At 70.4% G+C, this 14,001-nt stretch carries 15 protein-coding genes; 7 read left to right on the top strand and 8 right to left on the bottom strand.

Annotated features, from left to right (window positions below):
* Positions 1-225: 225 nt before the first annotated feature.
* Positions 226-696, bottom strand: coding sequence for a pyridoxamine 5'-phosphate oxidase family protein (locus tag ABD346_RS12035; protein ID WP_344374340.1), 471 nt, complete (start codon positions 694-696; stop codon positions 226-228).
* 175 nt (positions 697-871) lie between these two features.
* On the opposite strand from ABD346_RS12035, the gene ABD346_RS12040 reads away from it, so the two are divergent.
* Complete coding sequence (locus ABD346_RS12040; RefSeq protein ID WP_344374341.1) at positions 872-1,234, top strand: nuclear transport factor 2 family protein; 363 nt, start codon at positions 872-874, stop codon at positions 1,232-1,234.
* 132 nt (positions 1,235-1,366) lie between these two features.
* Here ABD346_RS12040 and ABD346_RS12045 read toward each other — a convergent pair whose 3' ends face one another.
* The 4 genes from ABD346_RS12045 to ABD346_RS12060 all read right to left on the bottom strand — a co-directional run bounded on the left by ABD346_RS12045 (position 1,367) and on the right by ABD346_RS12060 (position 3,819).
* Entirely contained in the window at positions 1,367-1,864 is a 498-nt protein-coding gene (locus ABD346_RS12045; protein ID WP_344374343.1) for a VOC family protein, read from the bottom strand.
* A gap of 110 nt (positions 1,865-1,974) precedes the next feature.
* Positions 1,975-2,328 carry an ASCH domain-containing protein gene (locus ABD346_RS12050; RefSeq protein WP_344374344.1) on the bottom strand — a complete coding sequence of 118 codons (354 nt, stop codon included), beginning with the start codon at positions 2,326-2,328 and terminating at the stop codon, positions 1,975-1,977.
* A 54-nt stretch (positions 2,329-2,382) separates the two neighbouring features.
* Positions 2,383-3,528 carry a winged helix DNA-binding domain-containing protein gene (locus tag ABD346_RS12055; protein ID WP_344374346.1) on the bottom strand — a complete coding sequence of 382 codons (1,146 nt, stop codon included), beginning with the start codon at positions 3,526-3,528 and terminating at the stop codon, positions 2,383-2,385.
* 108 nt (positions 3,529-3,636) lie between these two features.
* Positions 3,637-3,819 carry a hypothetical protein gene (locus ABD346_RS12060; protein ID WP_344374347.1) on the bottom strand — a complete coding sequence of 61 codons (183 nt, stop codon included), beginning with the start codon at positions 3,817-3,819 and terminating at the stop codon, positions 3,637-3,639.
* 27 nt (positions 3,820-3,846) lie between these two features.
* On the opposite strand from ABD346_RS12060, the gene ABD346_RS12065 reads away from it, so the two are divergent.
* The 3 genes from ABD346_RS12065 (at position 3,847) to ABD346_RS12075 (ending at position 6,372) form a co-directional block, all read left to right on the top strand.
* Entirely contained in the window at positions 3,847-3,987 is a 141-nt protein-coding gene (locus tag ABD346_RS12065) for a hypothetical protein (RefSeq protein WP_344374349.1), read from the top strand.
* Positions 3,988-4,257: 270 nt separating this feature from the next.
* Positions 4,258-4,908: a CatB-related O-acetyltransferase gene (locus ABD346_RS12070; RefSeq protein WP_344374350.1), complete on the top strand. Its 651-nt coding sequence runs from the start codon at positions 4,258-4,260 to the stop codon at positions 4,906-4,908.
* A 315-nt stretch (positions 4,909-5,223) separates the two neighbouring features.
* Positions 5,224-6,372 (top strand): macrolide family glycosyltransferase, encoded by a 1,149-nt coding sequence (locus ABD346_RS12075; RefSeq protein WP_344374481.1) that lies wholly within the window; start codon positions 5,224-5,226, stop codon positions 6,370-6,372.
* Positions 6,373-6,434: 62 nt separating this feature from the next.
* Here the strand turns inward: ABD346_RS12075 and ABD346_RS12080 are convergent, their stop codons facing one another.
* The 3 genes from ABD346_RS12080 to ABD346_RS12090 form a co-directional block, all read right to left on the bottom strand.
* On the bottom strand, positions 6,435-7,748 hold the full coding sequence (locus ABD346_RS12080; RefSeq protein WP_344374351.1) for a cytochrome P450: 1,314 nt from the start codon (positions 7,746-7,748) through the stop codon (positions 6,435-6,437).
* An 81-nt stretch (positions 7,749-7,829) separates the two neighbouring features.
* Positions 7,830-8,345, bottom strand: coding sequence for a GNAT family N-acetyltransferase (locus ABD346_RS12085; RefSeq protein ID WP_344374353.1), 516 nt, complete (start codon positions 8,343-8,345; stop codon positions 7,830-7,832).
* Positions 8,346-8,401: 56 nt separating this feature from the next.
* Entirely contained in the window at positions 8,402-9,916 is a 1,515-nt protein-coding gene (locus tag ABD346_RS12090; RefSeq protein ID WP_344374354.1) for a DUF8189 domain-containing protein, read from the bottom strand.
* 326 nt (positions 9,917-10,242) lie between these two features.
* On the opposite strand from ABD346_RS12090, the gene ABD346_RS12095 reads away from it, so the two are divergent.
* The 3 genes from ABD346_RS12095 to ABD346_RS12105 all read left to right on the top strand — a co-directional run bounded on the left by ABD346_RS12095 (position 10,243) and on the right by ABD346_RS12105 (position 13,835).
* Positions 10,243-11,049: an FHA domain-containing protein gene (locus ABD346_RS12095; RefSeq protein WP_344374355.1), complete on the top strand. Its 807-nt coding sequence runs from the start codon at positions 10,243-10,245 to the stop codon at positions 11,047-11,049.
* A 48-nt stretch (positions 11,050-11,097) separates the two neighbouring features.
* Positions 11,098-12,516, top strand: a complete 1,419-nt coding sequence (locus tag ABD346_RS12100) for a serine/threonine-protein kinase (protein ID WP_344374357.1) — start codon at positions 11,098-11,100, stop codon at positions 12,514-12,516.
* Between the two features lie 299 nt (positions 12,517-12,815).
* Positions 12,816-13,835, top strand: coding sequence for an LGFP repeat-containing protein (locus ABD346_RS12105; RefSeq protein ID WP_344374358.1), 1,020 nt, complete (start codon positions 12,816-12,818; stop codon positions 13,833-13,835).
* The last annotated feature ends 166 nt before the right edge of the window (positions 13,836-14,001 follow it).

The following is a 14,001-nucleotide window of genomic DNA, read 5'->3' on the forward strand; positions in this document are numbered from 1 at the left end:
GCGTCCGGCCGGGCCGCGGCCTGCGCCTCGAACAGCTCCGGGATGAGGCTGTCCCGCGGATAGCCGGGCGCGGGCGTGCCGGCGGCTGTTCGCGGAGGAACGGACAACGGGCGTGACGGGGCTAACGGAACATCGGTGTTGTTCATCAAGTCCTTCTCGGTCGAACGGCTTGCGTGCGCCGGGCCGTTCACGCGGCCGACGCGGGGGATTGCGGGGTGGGGGCGCTCAGCCGGTGTTGCCACCCGCTCCTTCTTCGGCGAAGTCGGCCGCGAACGCGGCGAAGTCGGCGCTGCGCCACCGTTCGGGGCGCATGCGGAAGAGGATGTCGTCGGTGAGCTGGGCCGAGGTGGCCGTCAGATACGCGCGGGCCTCCTCGGGGTCCAGATAGCGATGGGCCAGTGCTTCGCGCACGGCCGGGGGTATCGGGTCCTCGATCGCCGTGACCGGCCCCTCGACGCTGACATACCGGTACGGCCGCTGCTCGTCCTGCACGCAGAGGCTGAAGCGCGCTGCGGTGCGCAGGAGGCGCGACTTGACGTTCTCCCGGTTCGTACCGACGAGCACCTCGCCCCCGGGCTCGTACCCGTACCACACCGGCACGATCAGGGGTGCCCGGTCGCCGCCCCGGGAGTCGGTGACGCCGAGGACACCGACGCGTGGCTCGGCGAGGAATCGCTCGCGGTCCTGACGTGGCATGGAGGGAAGCATGTGTGGGTCTCCTGTCTGGGGGACGTGGCTGAGGGATGTGGCCGAGGTGGCGCTGTTGTGGGTGTCACCGCGGCGGGCGATGGTGAGAACGAGTGATCACTCCCCGGCGGAATAGCCAATAAACTTGTGTTTTAGGCAGTTTTAAGCCGGTTTCTGCAGTGCTATGTCCGGTTGTGGGGGCGTCGAGGGCGCCGAGGGCGTCAAGGGCGTCAAGGACGGAACGTGGAAAGCCCACGCCACTGCCGGAGGTCTACGGCAACTTCCGGACCGCATCGTGGTGTTCGATGCGCCGCCGCCGTACGGGGGTGTGCGCGGCATCGAGGCGTACCGCCAGACGTGGCCGCCCTCCTTTGCCCGGTTGGCGCAGGGGGCGGTGTTCGAGATGGAGTCGCTCGACGTGACCGCCGGCGCCGAAGTGGCTTTCGCCCGCGCCCTGCTGCGCTGGGGTACGTCCCAGGAGCCGGCCGGTCGCCCGGATTCGGGCGTGTGCGGCTGTCGCTCGGGCTGCGCAAGGAGGGGCCGTTGAGTGGTGGCGCACGAGCACCACTCGTTTCCGGATGTGTCGGATCCGGTGGCTGATCGGACGGCCTGATGGCGTCGTACATCGAGGCTTGGAGGGGAACCCGGAGTCTCGGTGGCCGACGCCGGCCTGCCCCCGTCAGCCGAGGTCGGACTTACGGCCGGGGAAGAAGTCGGCGCCCTGGACGTACTCCATGGCCTTGGTGAACTCCGGGTCGCCGAAGCGGCGTTGCATCTCCTGCGGGCTCACGTCTTCCACGTGCGTCTGGATCCAGTACAGATTGCCCAGCGGATCGCGCACCCGCCCGACGCGGTCGCCGAAGGACAGGTGGGTGACCTCGGTGACCGATGTACCTCCGGCCGCGACGGCCTGGCGGTGCACGGCGTCGGCGTCCTCGACGTACAGGCGGAGGAAGGCAGGGGTCGGCGGCCACTCCGGACGGGCGTCGAACATCATCACCACCGAGTCGCCGATCCGTACCTCGGCATGTTCGACGGTTCCGTCCGTGCCGACGAGACACGCGAGTTCCACCGCGCCGAAGGCCCTCTTCAGGTAGTCGATGAGCTGCCGCGTGTCCCGCGAGATGATCCACGGCGTCACGGTGCTGTATCCCTCGGGAACCGGCTCGACCGACATGTGACTGCCTCCTGGGGCGGGGGTGCCTTGCCTCGATGTGGTGATGACAGTAGTCATGGTCTGGGTCAGATTCGGTCCTGTATGAACCCCGAACGTGACACCGCCCGGGGTCAGGCGTTCCGTTCCGCCAACCGGAAGTGGACGATGGTGATGTCGTCGGTCGGCCCGATGTCGGGGTAGTGGAACCGCAGCCTGTCGTGGAGCTCGGCCAGATCACGAAAACCGTCCGCGTGGGCGTCCGTCTCGGTCAACCGGGCAACGGTCTTCACGGTGACCTGGGTGATGACACCCGGCAATGCCACCTCGTCGTCCGACTCGAACACCAGGCTCACCGGGCCTGGCTCCACGGGGTCGCGGAAACGGACCGTGGTCGTCTTCCGCTCGGCCCGCACCGCGTCGAGATAGTCGGGGTGAAAGTACAGCGACTGAGTCGGCGTTGCGTCCCGCGATGTGGTGTTGTCCATTCGGTGCACCCTAACGGACCGCCAACGTCAGGGACGTCTGACCAGTACCCCAGGTCAGGGCCGCATCGGCAACACCCGTACGTCCGCCTCGGGGAGCTTCGCCCACCAGTGGTCGTAGCGGCTGTACGGGGCCGGTTCGCGGTCCGCGAGGAATGCGGTGAGGGACTCCGCCTCTTCGGCCAGGACGTCCCACGTCGCGGGGGAGAGGGGGTGGAAGGCCGTCACTTCGATGCCCGCTTCCACCGGGCGCCACACTCCCGCTACGTAGCCGTCCACCAGCAGGGTGGGAAGGACGTCGCCGTTGGTGCGGATGACGGAGGAGCGACAGGCCGGCGGGATCACTCGGCTTCGGTCGGCGTAGGCCAGCAGGATGCTGTCCCACATCGCCATGAAGCGGGGCGGGGCGGGGGTGTCCGCCGGTGGCCGGGGGGCGTCCGGCAGGTCGAACAGTGTGACCCTGTTCGGTCCCTGGAGCTCCTCGACCGCTCCGTTCAGGGCACGCAGGGCCTCGCGTACCGGTGCGCGCCGCACCATCGCGAACTGCGCCACGTCCGCCACCGAGGCCGGCCCGAACCCCGCCAAGTACCGCAGGATCAGGGTCCTCAGAGCCTCCGGGTCCGCTGCCCGGCCGGTGATCCCCGGCCCCGTCCCGGCCGCGACGAAGGACGACCTGGCACCGAACGACCACGGCGGGCCCGACGGAGCGTGGTGCAGCGGCGCGTACGCCTTCAGCCCCCACCAACCCCCTTCTGCCTTCTCGGCACCGAGCCGCTCCTCGACCCACGCCCGCATCTCGGCCATGCTCCGCGGCCGGTCCGCGAAGGCCAGCAGCTCCGGCACCAGCTCTTCGGCGTCCGCGGGCGTCAGCCCCGCCGCGGCGAAGCGGTATCCGAGCCGCGAGGCGTACAGCGTCGGCTGCATCGCCGCGCGGAACACCTCGTAGTCCTCCGCGAGCACCGCGTGCAGGGTGATGCGCATCAGGGTCGCCCTCACCACGGAGCGCCGCGCGAAGGCTTCGTCCAGCTCGGCAGGGTCGAAACCGGCGAGCCGGTTCCAGAGCGCGAGATACGGAGAGGCCGGGTGTTGTGCCTGAAGCGCGACGATGCGCTGCAGGCCGTCCAGGACGGTCAGAGGCCGGCGCTTCAGCAGCAACTGCCGACTCAGGCTCGCCCGGTTGAGCTCGCGCTCGGAGATCTCCATGCTCGGGGATTCTGCCGTGGGCCGTGCCGTATCCGCCAGCACCGGTCTGGGCGCATGGGGCCGGCGGCAGATGCGCCGCCGGCCCCATGCGGTCCTCACGCTGGCCGATCAGAGTCCGAGGGATCCCAGGAGGCCGGTGACCGGGGACACGAGGTCGTGGCCGAACTGCGTGATCTTCGTGGCGACCTGGGACCCGCCGAGTGCGCCGATCCACTTGGACTGGCCGAAGGCGATCAGGCCCAGCGCGGTGCCGGCGAGGGAGGACTTGAACACCTCGGCCAGAGCATCCACTACACCGGCACCCACCTCTACCTCGGCATGCCGTACGGCCCGGGCAGCTACGGCACGGTCTACTCCCTGCCGCTGTCCAACGTGACCGCCGGCGGCTCGAACGCCGCGATCACCACCTACCAGCCCGGCCAGGGCGGCCTCCCGGCCACCGGCGGCCGCTTCGGTTAGGTGGTTCGCTGATGTTCCGTCAGGAGATTGGGCAGTAGCTGGACTTCGGGCGCACCGAAGCAACAAGGGTCTCCCCGGCACCGCACCCGCGGCGCCGGGGAGAACCTGTTCGATGAGCGAGCTTCAGACGGGCAATCGCGCGGCCTCCACCGCAGGTGGCTTCCGGGGACCAGCGGGACGGGGGGACGTCCACAGGAAAATCAGTGACCGGCGACCGCAGGACCGCGATCATGGAGCGGAACATACGCGGCCCGAAAGGAACAGCTCGCCATGCCCGTACCCGCCGACGCCACCGTCCTGCACCCGATGCCCGGGCAGCCGCGCGTCGTGCTGCTCAAGCCGCTGGTGAAGTCCCCGCTCATCGAGGTCGGGGAGTACTCCTACTACGACGATCCGGTCGATGCGACCGCCTTCGAGACGCGCAATGTGCTCTACCACTACGGACCGGAGAAGCTGGTCATCGGCAAGTTCTGCGCGTTGGGCACAGGGGTGCGCTTCCTCATGAACGGGGCCAACCACCGCATGGACGGCCCCTCGACCTTCCCCTTCCCCACCATGGGCGGCTCCTGGGCCGAGCACTTCGATCTGCTCACCGGCCTGCCGAACCGGGGGGACACCGTCGTCGGCAACGACGTCTGGTTCGGGCACGGCACGACGGTCATGCCGGGGGTGCGGATCGGGCACGGCGCGATCATCGGCTCCGGCGCCGTGGTCACCACGGACGTACCGGACTACGGGATCGTCGGCGGCAACCCGGCCCGCCTCATCCGTACCCGCTACAGCGAGCAGAGCATCGCCCGGCTGCTTGCCGTGGCCTGGTGGGACTGGACCGCGGAGCACATCACCGAACACGTACGGACGATCATGTCCGGGAGCATCGACGAGCTGGAGGCCGCTGCCCCAAGCAATACCAACTCATAGGGGAAGCAAGGGAGTTGCCGTGCATGCCGGTGCATCGGACCGGGGCGGGGCACTGCACGCGGGCGGTCGACCGAAAATGACGTGCTGGAAGGCGGGCTACGGGCTAGGGTCGCGGGCATGAACCTCTTTCAGATCTACGGCTGACACGCGCAGGGGAAGCGTTCCACTTCCTTCCCGCACATCCCTGTGCGCGCGGCCCTACGACCGAGTCTCTCGGGCGAGGCCGACGCACCGGCTTGCCGTGTCCTTTCGCCGCAGACCTGAAGTGAGTGATCCTCCGTGCCTTCTACGTTCCCTCGCCGTGCCCACATCGCGATGGTCGGCATCCCCGCCGTCAGTCACGTCCTGCCCAGCCTTGAGATCATCCGCGAGCTGGTGGCGCGGGGCCACCGGGTGACCTATGCCAACGCCCCGGCCGTGGCCGACCTGATCACGCCCACCGGCGCCGCATTCGTTCCCTGCACTTCCGTGCTGCCGGTCGCCGACAACAACTGGCCCGACGAACCCTTTGCCGCGATGGGGCTCTTCCTCGACGACGCCATGCAGGCGCTCCCGCAGTTGCGCGCCGTGTACGACCCGGACCCTGCGGACCTGTACCTGTACGACATCGGCGCCTACGCCGCGCGTGCCCTCGCCGAATCACAGGGCCGGCCGCTCATGCAGCTGTCCCCGACGTTCGTGGGCTGGGACGGCTACGAAGAGGACGTTGCGGTCCACCTTCGTCGGCTGCCGGGCGCCGACGCGTACCACGCCAAGTTCTCGCAGTGGCTGGCGAGTTGTGGAGCGACCACCACGGGCGTGGACGCATTCTCCGGTCGTCCCGCCCGGGCCCTGGCGCTGATCACACGGGCGATGCAGCCGCACGCCGACCGGGTCGACACCGACACGGTGACCTTCGTCGGGCCCTGCTTCAACCCGGGTACGGAGATGGACGGTTGGGCCCGACCGGTGGATGCGGAGCGTGTGCTCCTGGTGTCCCTGGGGTCGGCGTTCACCCGTCGACCCGAGTTCTACCGCCAGTGCCTCGCGGCCTACGGCGACCTGCCCGGCTGGCACGTCGTCCTCCAGATCGGCAAGTACACCGACCCGCGCGAACTCGGCGACATCCCGTCCAATGTCGAGGTGCACTCCTGGGTTCCGCAGCGGGCGATCCTGGAACAGGCGGACGCCTTCGTGACGCACGCCGGTATGGGCGGCTGCAGCGAAGGACTCATGTCAGGTGTCCCGATGATCGCCGTGCCGCAAGGGGCCGAACAGCCCATGAACGCCGACCGGCTCGTGGAACTGGGCGTGGCCCGCCGCATCGACACCCCGGACGCCACCGCCGAGGCCCTACGGGCAGCCCTCGACGACCTGGTCACCGACCCGGAGGTCGCCCGGCGCTCGGCACAGTTGCGCGCCGACGCACGGTCCGAGGGCGGCACCCGGCGCGCAGCCGACCTGATCGAGAACATGCTGGTCTGAGCCCGTCCGCCCGTGGCCGGGGGTGGTGGAGCGCTGTCCCGCTTCACCACCCCTGCCCCCGGTCAGCGGCGCGGGCTCACGGTCATGAGGATGTCGTCCGCCGCCCACAGCACGAACCGCTCGACGGGAGTGACGTCGTGTCCGGGCACGGGCCGGAACCGGAAGCGCTTGAGCAGGACGGCAAGGACCAGTTGGGCCTCGATCACGGCCAGGCCGGCGCCCTCGCAGCTGCGCGGCCCGAGCCCGAAGGGAATGTAGGCCAGCCGCGGCCGCTTGGCCACCTCTTGAGGAGTGAACCGCTCGGGCACGAACTTCTCGGGCTCGGGCCAGTGATCGGGGTTCATGTGCACCGCCCAGAACGGATAGAACACCGTGGCCCCGGCCGGGATCTCGTACTCGCCCAAGGTGATGGCCTCGGCCGTCTCGCGCGCACCGTACGGGCCGGGCGGACAGAGCCGCATCGACTCCTTGAGGACCATGTCGAGGTAGGTGAGCCGCCTCAGGTCGGCGTACTCGGGAGCCGGACGGTCGCCGAGTACGCGGTCCAGCTCGTCGGTGACGCGGTCGGCCGCCTCGGGATGGCTGGCCAGCAGATGCAGGGTCCAGGAGACGGCGACGCCGGTGGTGTGGTGGGCGGCGAGGAGCGACATCATGACGGTGTCGCGGATCCGAGCCGGCCGCTCGCCCGCTTCGACGAGCGCCCCGATCAGATCGCTCCTGTCCCCGCCGCCGGACCCGTGCGCCGCGACGATGCGGTCGACCGTCGCCCGGAGGTGGGCGAGAGCCTCGGCCGCCCGCTTGGCGCCCTCCTGTCCGGCATCCGGAGCCGGCACCTCGTAGAGCCGCCCCAGGTATTCGGTGAGCACGTCCTCGAACGCGGCGATGACGGCGTCCGGGTCCTCGGCGTCGCCTCCCAGCGCGTACGCGCAGATCATCCGCAGCGTCAGCGCCGTGAGGTCCTTCTGCAGTGCGACGGGCCCCTGGCCGGGCCGTTCGGCCCAGCGATCCGCGAGAGCTGTCGTCAGCTCGGTGAACCGCGCGAAGTGCCGCTCGTGCGAAGGGCGTCCGGCCAGCACCGAGAGCAGCAGGCGCCGTAAGGGCGTGTGCTCGTCGGCCGGCAGCACCTGTAGGTTCCCGGCCTCGAACAGCGGGGCCAGGAAGTCGAAGAGCCGCTCCGGTCGCTTGTTGATGTGCGCCGTGGCTTCGAGGAGTACGGGATCGGCGACCGACACGGCCGTCTCGGCGCCCGGGAGCTGGAACCGTACGACCGGCCCGTACTCGGTGTGCAGCCACCGCTGGTAGTGGTGCAGCCCGCCCGCCGCCGCGATCGCGCCGACACCGGCGTCCGTACGGGGCTCGGGACCGGGGATGTTCATGGCCGCTCCTCATGGTTGTCGGAACATGTCCATGAGCATCCGCGATTCACGCGTCCTCCACCAGAGCCCCTCCCCCCCGCGTCAGTGGCTCGCCGTCGGCTCCGTAGCCAGGTCGAGGGTGAACGCCACCCGGTCGAGCCCGGGACCGTCGTAGTCCGGCTCGACCCGGGAGGCGGAGAAGCCGAGCCGGGTGTGGAATGCCTGTGAGGCGGTGTTCTCCGGGCTGGTGACGCAGTGCACGTAGCGGCGGCCCTGTGACCGGGCGAGTGCGAAGAAGGCCCGGTAAAGGGTGCGTCCGATGCCCCGTCCGTGCAGAGCCGGGTCCACGCCGACGAAGTGCACATAGGCGGTTTCGGGCTCTGTCTGCGACAGGAAGCCGACCAGGAACGCCGCGACCTCGCCGTCGGCACGTTCGACCAGAAAACTGGTGGTGGTGAAGTGCTGGAAGTACAGCCGGGGCAGAAGAAGCGCGCGTTCCGTCGCCCCTGCCGCCCCTTTGAGTCCGCCCCACCAGGTGTCCAGTACGGCGAGCACGCGGAGATGGTCGTCACAGGCAGGGTGCCGGGCGCTGAGGCCTGCGGGAAGATCCTCGATCATTCGGGCAGTCTGGCATCGGCTCTGTCGTGCGCGCGAGGCGCTTGTTCGTGTGCATCTCAACTCACCCCAGGACCGGGACCGTTCGCGAGCCAGGACCATTCGGACCATGTGCTGAAGCCCGTCTGCCACTTGTGGTGGACTCCCTCGCGGCTGGTGCCGAACACCTCGATCCGGCCGTCCGCGTTGGTGGTGGCCGCGATCTCGGTGCCACCACCGCCGAAGGGGGCCCAGTCTCCGTAGCGGGCGTTGACCCCGGTCTGCCAGGTGTGCATCGCCACGTCGCCGTTGACGGCGAACACCTCGACCCGGCCGTCGGGGGTTCGGTCGCTGGTGAGCTGGGAGTTCGCGGGACCTGCCGCGGACTCCCACGGTGACCAACTGGCGGTCCCCGTCTGGTATTTGTGAAAGACACCCACCGGGCCGGAGGCGAAGACCTCCAGGCGCCCGTCGGCGTTGTGGTCGACCGTCAGGTCGTGCCCTCCGCCGCCGAAGTCCTCCCACGCCGACCAGCCGCCGTTGACTGCGGTCTGGTACTGGTGCTGGAACGTGTTGTCGTTGAGTGCGAAGACCTCAAGGCGGCCGTCGGGTGCCTTCTCCATCTCGATCCGGCCGGCGCTCGGCCCGCCGCCCGTGGGCTCCCATGCGGACCACCCGCTGTTGGGGGCGGTCTGGTACGTGTGGAACACCCCCAACGGGCCGGAGGCGAACACCTCGAGCCGTCCATCGGCGTCGGCCCCGGCGGTGACGTAACGCCCGCCGGTGCCGAAGCTCTCCCAGCCCGACCAGCCGCCGGACGGAGACGTCTGGTAGCGGTGCTGGAGTACGTCACCGTTCAGCGCGAACACCTCAAGGCGTCCGTCGGCGTTGGGCGCGACCGCGAGTTGCGCGTTGCCCGGACCGCCCAGGGCCTCCCACTCCGACCAGGCGCCGTTGACCTGCGACTGCCACGCGTGATGCACCCCGTCGGCCCCGGCGGCGAACGCTTCGAGCCGTCCGTCGGCCGAGCGCGTCGAGACCATCCGCCCCGACTCCACCGGATACACCAACGGCTTGGGCCGCGGCCCGCCGCCAGGGGTGCACGGCAGTCCCACGCCGCGTTCTTCGAGGTAGGGGATGGGGTCGATGCCGCGGACGTCGGTCGAGGTGCCGACGCGCACCCGCAGGTGGAGGTGCGGGCCGCTGGACTCGCCCTCGCTGCCCATGAGCGCGATGCGCTGCCCGGCCACCACGTGCTCGCCGACGGCGACGTCCCGCCGGTACATGTGCCCGTACTCGGTCACCGTGCCGTCCGGATGCAGAATGCGGATCCACTGGCCGTAGCCCTGCGCCGGGCCGGAGTTGATGACCTCTCCGTCGCCGACCGCGTAGATCGGTGTCCCGTAGTCGTCGGCGATGTCGATGCCGTCGTGGCCGTCGCTGTAGCGCTGGGACACGAAGCCGGTGGTGGGGCACGATCCGGCGAATCCGGCGGTCTGGGCGGCCGCCGGGGAGGCGGTCACCAGCGACGGCAGTACGGCGGCGGCCGCGGCGAGCGCGAAGCGCAGCGCGCGCCGGGAAAGACCGTGAAGCACGTGGCGTTCCTCCCCCTGGGGATCCCGTGCGATCCCTTTGAGATGCCTTGAGATCGAGTCGGGGTGGACGGTAGCCGCGTACGCCCGGCGGTGGCACCCGGAACGCTACGGGCTGACAAACGGCCGGGGAGCAGACACCCGCCGCCGACCTGTGAAGGAAGCCGGTGGAGGCCATCACGCGCCCCAGCGGAATCCCGATGGATCCGGACAGAACAACCCCATTCCCTGGGTACTAAATCGGCCAGATCCCAGGAGTTGACCGATCGTCAGGATGTGTAACGTTCGATCTGCGTGAGGTTCGGTGACGCGGGGGTGAGGAGGGGGCAGTGAGTGGGGTAGTGATCCATGTGCCGCGGGGGTGCGGCGAGGTCGCGGGTGAGCCGTCCGGCGACGCCGTGACGCTGCGGCTCGGGCCGGGCGAGGTGGCACGTTTCGGGCGGGGCTCCGCGACGACCCCCGTCGAACTCCGCCTCGACGACGAGGCCATCTCCCGGCTCGCGGGCGAGATCAGGGTGACCGACGACCACTGGCAGCTCAGCAACCTCAGTACGACGCAGAGCTACCTCGTCGAGAACCCGGAAGGGGCCGGGGAGTATCTCCGCGTGCCGCCACGGCGGGCCGGAGCGCCCATCCCCTTCGAGTTCTCCCGGGTCGTGCTGCCCACCCGCCGCAACACCACGGTCGCCTTCCAGGTGTTCGCACCCGACCACGTCTACCTCGACCCGGACGGCATGGGCGGCCAGTGGGGAAGCCGCACCGTCACGGCGTACTCCCTGGACGAGACGGCCCTCTACTTCCTGATCCTCGTGGCGCTCTGCGAACCGCGGCTGCGCGACGAGTCGCCCGTCGCGGTGCCGACCACGCCCCAGATCGTCGAACGGCTCAAGGGCCACCCCGCGTGCGCCCGGCTCACGGCGCGGGCGGTCAGCTCGCACATCGACTATCTCGCCGACGAGAAGATGCGGATCAGCGCACCCGCCGAGTCCGGGCCCCGCAGGGAAGCCCGCCGCAACGGCAAGCGGGAGGCGATCGTCGGGCTCGTGCTGCGCTTCGGCCTCGTACGGGAGGAACACCTCGCGCTGCTGCCGCCCCGGACCGGGGGCGCCGCGCAGGAGCGGGGGGCGGCGGGATGAGGCACGTACCCGCACATGCTGACGGCCGGCGGACCGGAAGGGGGCACGGTGCACCGTCCGGCCGACACTTCGGGAAGTGACCGTGCGGAACTCCTGCCGCCCGGCTACCGCGTGGGCCGCTGGGAGGTCACCGAGCCGATCGGCGCCGGGGGATGGGCAACTGTCCATGCAGGACGGCCGGTTGAGGGTGACGCGGGTGAGCGGGAGGCTGTCGCGCTCAAGGTGCTGCCGACCGCCGGGCTCGCACCGCGCCAGGCCCGGAAGGTGGCCGAAACCGCCCGGCGAGAGGTCGAGTTCGGCCGCAGGTCCTCGCACCCGAGGCTGATCCGCCTGCTGGACACCGTCGTCCTCGGCGAACCCGACGACCCGCTCCTCGACGGAGCGATCGTGCTGGTCATGGAGCGGGCCGAGCGCAGTCTGCGGGATCTGCTCGAAGCCGGGGTGAGTGAGGCCGAGGGCGCCCGGCTCGTCACCGAGATCTGCGAGGGCCTGGCCCATCTGCATCGCAGCGGGTGGGTGCACGGCGATCTCAAACCGGACAACATCCTGCTCATGGCGGACGGTTCGGTGAAGCTCTCCGACTTCGGCCTCGTCACCGAGCTGACCGGCACCCACGGCACCCATGGCTACGCACCCCCGATGGGCACCTTCGACTACCTGCCGCCCGAGCGCTGGAAGGCGCCGCTCGGCGAGCAGGGCGTCGAAGTCCGGCCGAGCGCCGACATCTGGGCCCTGGGCATCACCCTCCACGAGCTGTTCGCCTCCGGCGCCTCGCCGTTTCCCGGCGCCACCCCGATGGCGCGCGGCGCCGCGACACAGGAGTACGCCGACGGGCGGGCGCCGCTGCGCCTGGACGGCGCGGTGCCGCCGTTCTGGCGGGCCCTTGCCGCGGACTGCCTGTCCCCGACGCACGCCGCCCGCGCCGGGCACACCGCCGAGAGCCTGCTCGCGCGCATCGCCGAGCGGCAGCCCGCCGGGGCGGCCGCCCCTGTGCCGTCCGGGCGCCCCGGGGTGCGCCGACGCGGACGAAGACGGGCCGCGTTCGTCACCCTCGCGGTGTGCGCGGTGGGCGCCACGATCTGGCCGCACGTCGAGGGCGGCGCCGCTTCCGGCGCCACGACCGCCGAACCGCCCGGCCGGATCCGGGTGTTCAACGCCGACCAGAGCTGCCGGGGCCGTACCGACAAGGACCCGCAGTGCAGTCTCGGCCTGGCGATCGACCCGATGCGGCCCTACACCGTGGACAACGTCGTGCCGACCCGGGTGTGGCACGGCGACGAGCTCGCCGTCGACTGCCGGCTCGCCGCCGGCATGCAGATCATCGACGAGGCCGACACACACTCGGCCGAGTGGTACCGCGTCCGGCTGCCGGGGGGATCCGGCCGGCCCATCGCCTGGCTGCCCGCCGTGCGCACCAAGGACCGGCCTGCCGTCCCCGACTGCCCGGCCCCCACCTCCGTCCGGTGAGGGGCTCCCCGCGAACCGCCGGGAACCCTCACCGCTACGGGCGTCCGATGCCCGCCCCCGTATGTCGCCACGGTCAATCACCCTGATCGACAGGGTGGTTGACCGAGGCTGTGGGGCACCGGCGCACGACTTGAGTCCATCGCGGATCCTCACCCCTGTCACTCCGGATCGTTCCGGATGCCGCGCCGCGCGCTCCCGCAGCTAGCTTGCGGACCGTGGGTCCCCGGACCGCGCCCACCCCTCACACGACCACGCACCTCCCATGAGGCACGTATCCCGATCGACGAAGGAGCAGCCACGTGCATGGTTCAACCGCACGGCGCGCGAGACTCGGAACAGTGATGCTGCTGGTCGCGACCGCCGTCTCCACCCTGGCCGGACCGGCGCGGGCGCAGTCCGCCAAGGACGTACCCGGTCCTCTCGGGCACGCGGCGACGGCCGAGCTGTTCTGCGACATCCCCGCCGAGCGGGACATCGCGGTGACCCGCAAGGTGTACGAGGTCGGCCAGCGCCGCGGCGTGTCCGACAAGGTGATGCTCGCCGGGTTCGAGACGGGCTGGGTCGAGTCCCGTATGAACAACCTGAACTGCGGGGACCGGGACTCGCTCGGCGTCTTCCAGCAGCGGCCCTCGCAGGGGTGGTGCAACCCCGATCAGTGCCTGGACGTCGACTACGCCGCGAACAAGTTCTTCGAAGTGGCCCAGCAGATGGAGCCGAACTGGGACACCGCGGGTGAGCTCGCCCAGGCCGTCCAGCGCTCCGCCTACCCCGAGCGCTACCCCCAGGCGGAAGGCTACGCACGGGAGTTGATGGGCGAGGCGTTCCAGCCGTACGGCACGATCGGGGCGAAGTACGCGGGCCTCGGCGGCCCGAACGGACCGCTCGGCCTGCCGCTGCGCGCCGAGGAGGACGCCCGGCTCGGCGGACGCTTCCAGCTCTTCCAGAACGGCATCGTCCTCTGGCATCCCGACTCGGCCTTCGCGATCTACGGGGACATCCTCAAGAAGTACTGGGACACCGACTCGGAGCAGCGCTGGGGCTTCCCGACGATGGACGAGGCGGACGGAGCGCAGGCGCCGGACGGGACCCGGGGCCGCTACCAGTTCTTCGAGCGCGGCCTGTTCATGTGGTCACCGCCGACCGGCGCGCACACCGTGCAGGGCGCGATCTACGACGCCTTCCATGCCGCGGGCCACGAGAAGGCGCTGGGCTACCCCATGACCGACGAGGTCGACGAGGCGGGCGGCAAGGCCCAGCGGTTCCAGAAGGTCACCATCCACTGGAACGCGAGCCGGGGGACCTGGCTCACCGACAACTGACAGGGTCATGGCCACACCTTGGTCATCGTGGTGATGCCCGGCGCCGGCCGCGCGAGCGGGCCGAGAGCTGCCGCGACCAGCGGATCGTGTCTCCGCAGGGCCTAGAACCCGGCGACGGCGTGGGGGTCGTCGCGTTGCCGCCAGAGGCACCGTCCAGGTGAGCCGT

The organism is Streptomyces mauvecolor (genome assembly GCF_039532965.1).
In the GTDB taxonomy this organism is placed as follows: Bacteria; Actinomycetota; Actinomycetes; order Streptomycetales; family Streptomycetaceae; genus Streptomyces; species Streptomyces violascens.

Excerpts from the sequence above, each read along its gene's own strand:
- ABD346_RS12035 (WP_344374340.1), bottom strand. The coding sequence starts at position 696 with ATGCCACGTCAGGACCGCGAGCGATTCCTCGCCGAGCCACGCGTCGGT.
- ABD346_RS12040 (WP_344374341.1), top strand. The coding sequence starts at position 872 with ATGTCCGGTTGTGGGGGCGTCGAGGGCGCCGAGGGCGTCAAGGGCGTC.
- ABD346_RS12045 (WP_344374343.1), bottom strand. The coding sequence starts at position 1,864 with ATGTCGGTCGAGCCGGTTCCCGAGGGATACAGCACCGTGACGCCGTGG.
- ABD346_RS12050 (WP_344374344.1), bottom strand. The coding sequence starts at position 2,328 with ATGGACAACACCACATCGCGGGACGCAACGCCGACTCAGTCGCTGTAC.
- ABD346_RS12055 (WP_344374346.1), bottom strand. The coding sequence starts at position 3,528 with ATGGAGATCTCCGAGCGCGAGCTCAACCGGGCGAGCCTGAGTCGGCAG.
- ABD346_RS12065 (WP_344374349.1), top strand. The coding sequence starts at position 3,847 with ATGCCGTACGGCCCGGGCAGCTACGGCACGGTCTACTCCCTGCCGCTG.
- ABD346_RS12070 (WP_344374350.1), top strand. The coding sequence starts at position 4,258 with ATGCCCGTACCCGCCGACGCCACCGTCCTGCACCCGATGCCCGGGCAG.
- ABD346_RS12075 (WP_344374481.1), top strand. The coding sequence starts at position 5,224 with ATGGTCGGCATCCCCGCCGTCAGTCACGTCCTGCCCAGCCTTGAGATC.
- ABD346_RS12080 (WP_344374351.1), bottom strand. The coding sequence starts at position 7,748 with ATGAACATCCCCGGTCCCGAGCCCCGTACGGACGCCGGTGTCGGCGCG.
- ABD346_RS12085 (WP_344374353.1), bottom strand. The coding sequence starts at position 8,345 with ATGATCGAGGATCTTCCCGCAGGCCTCAGCGCCCGGCACCCTGCCTGT.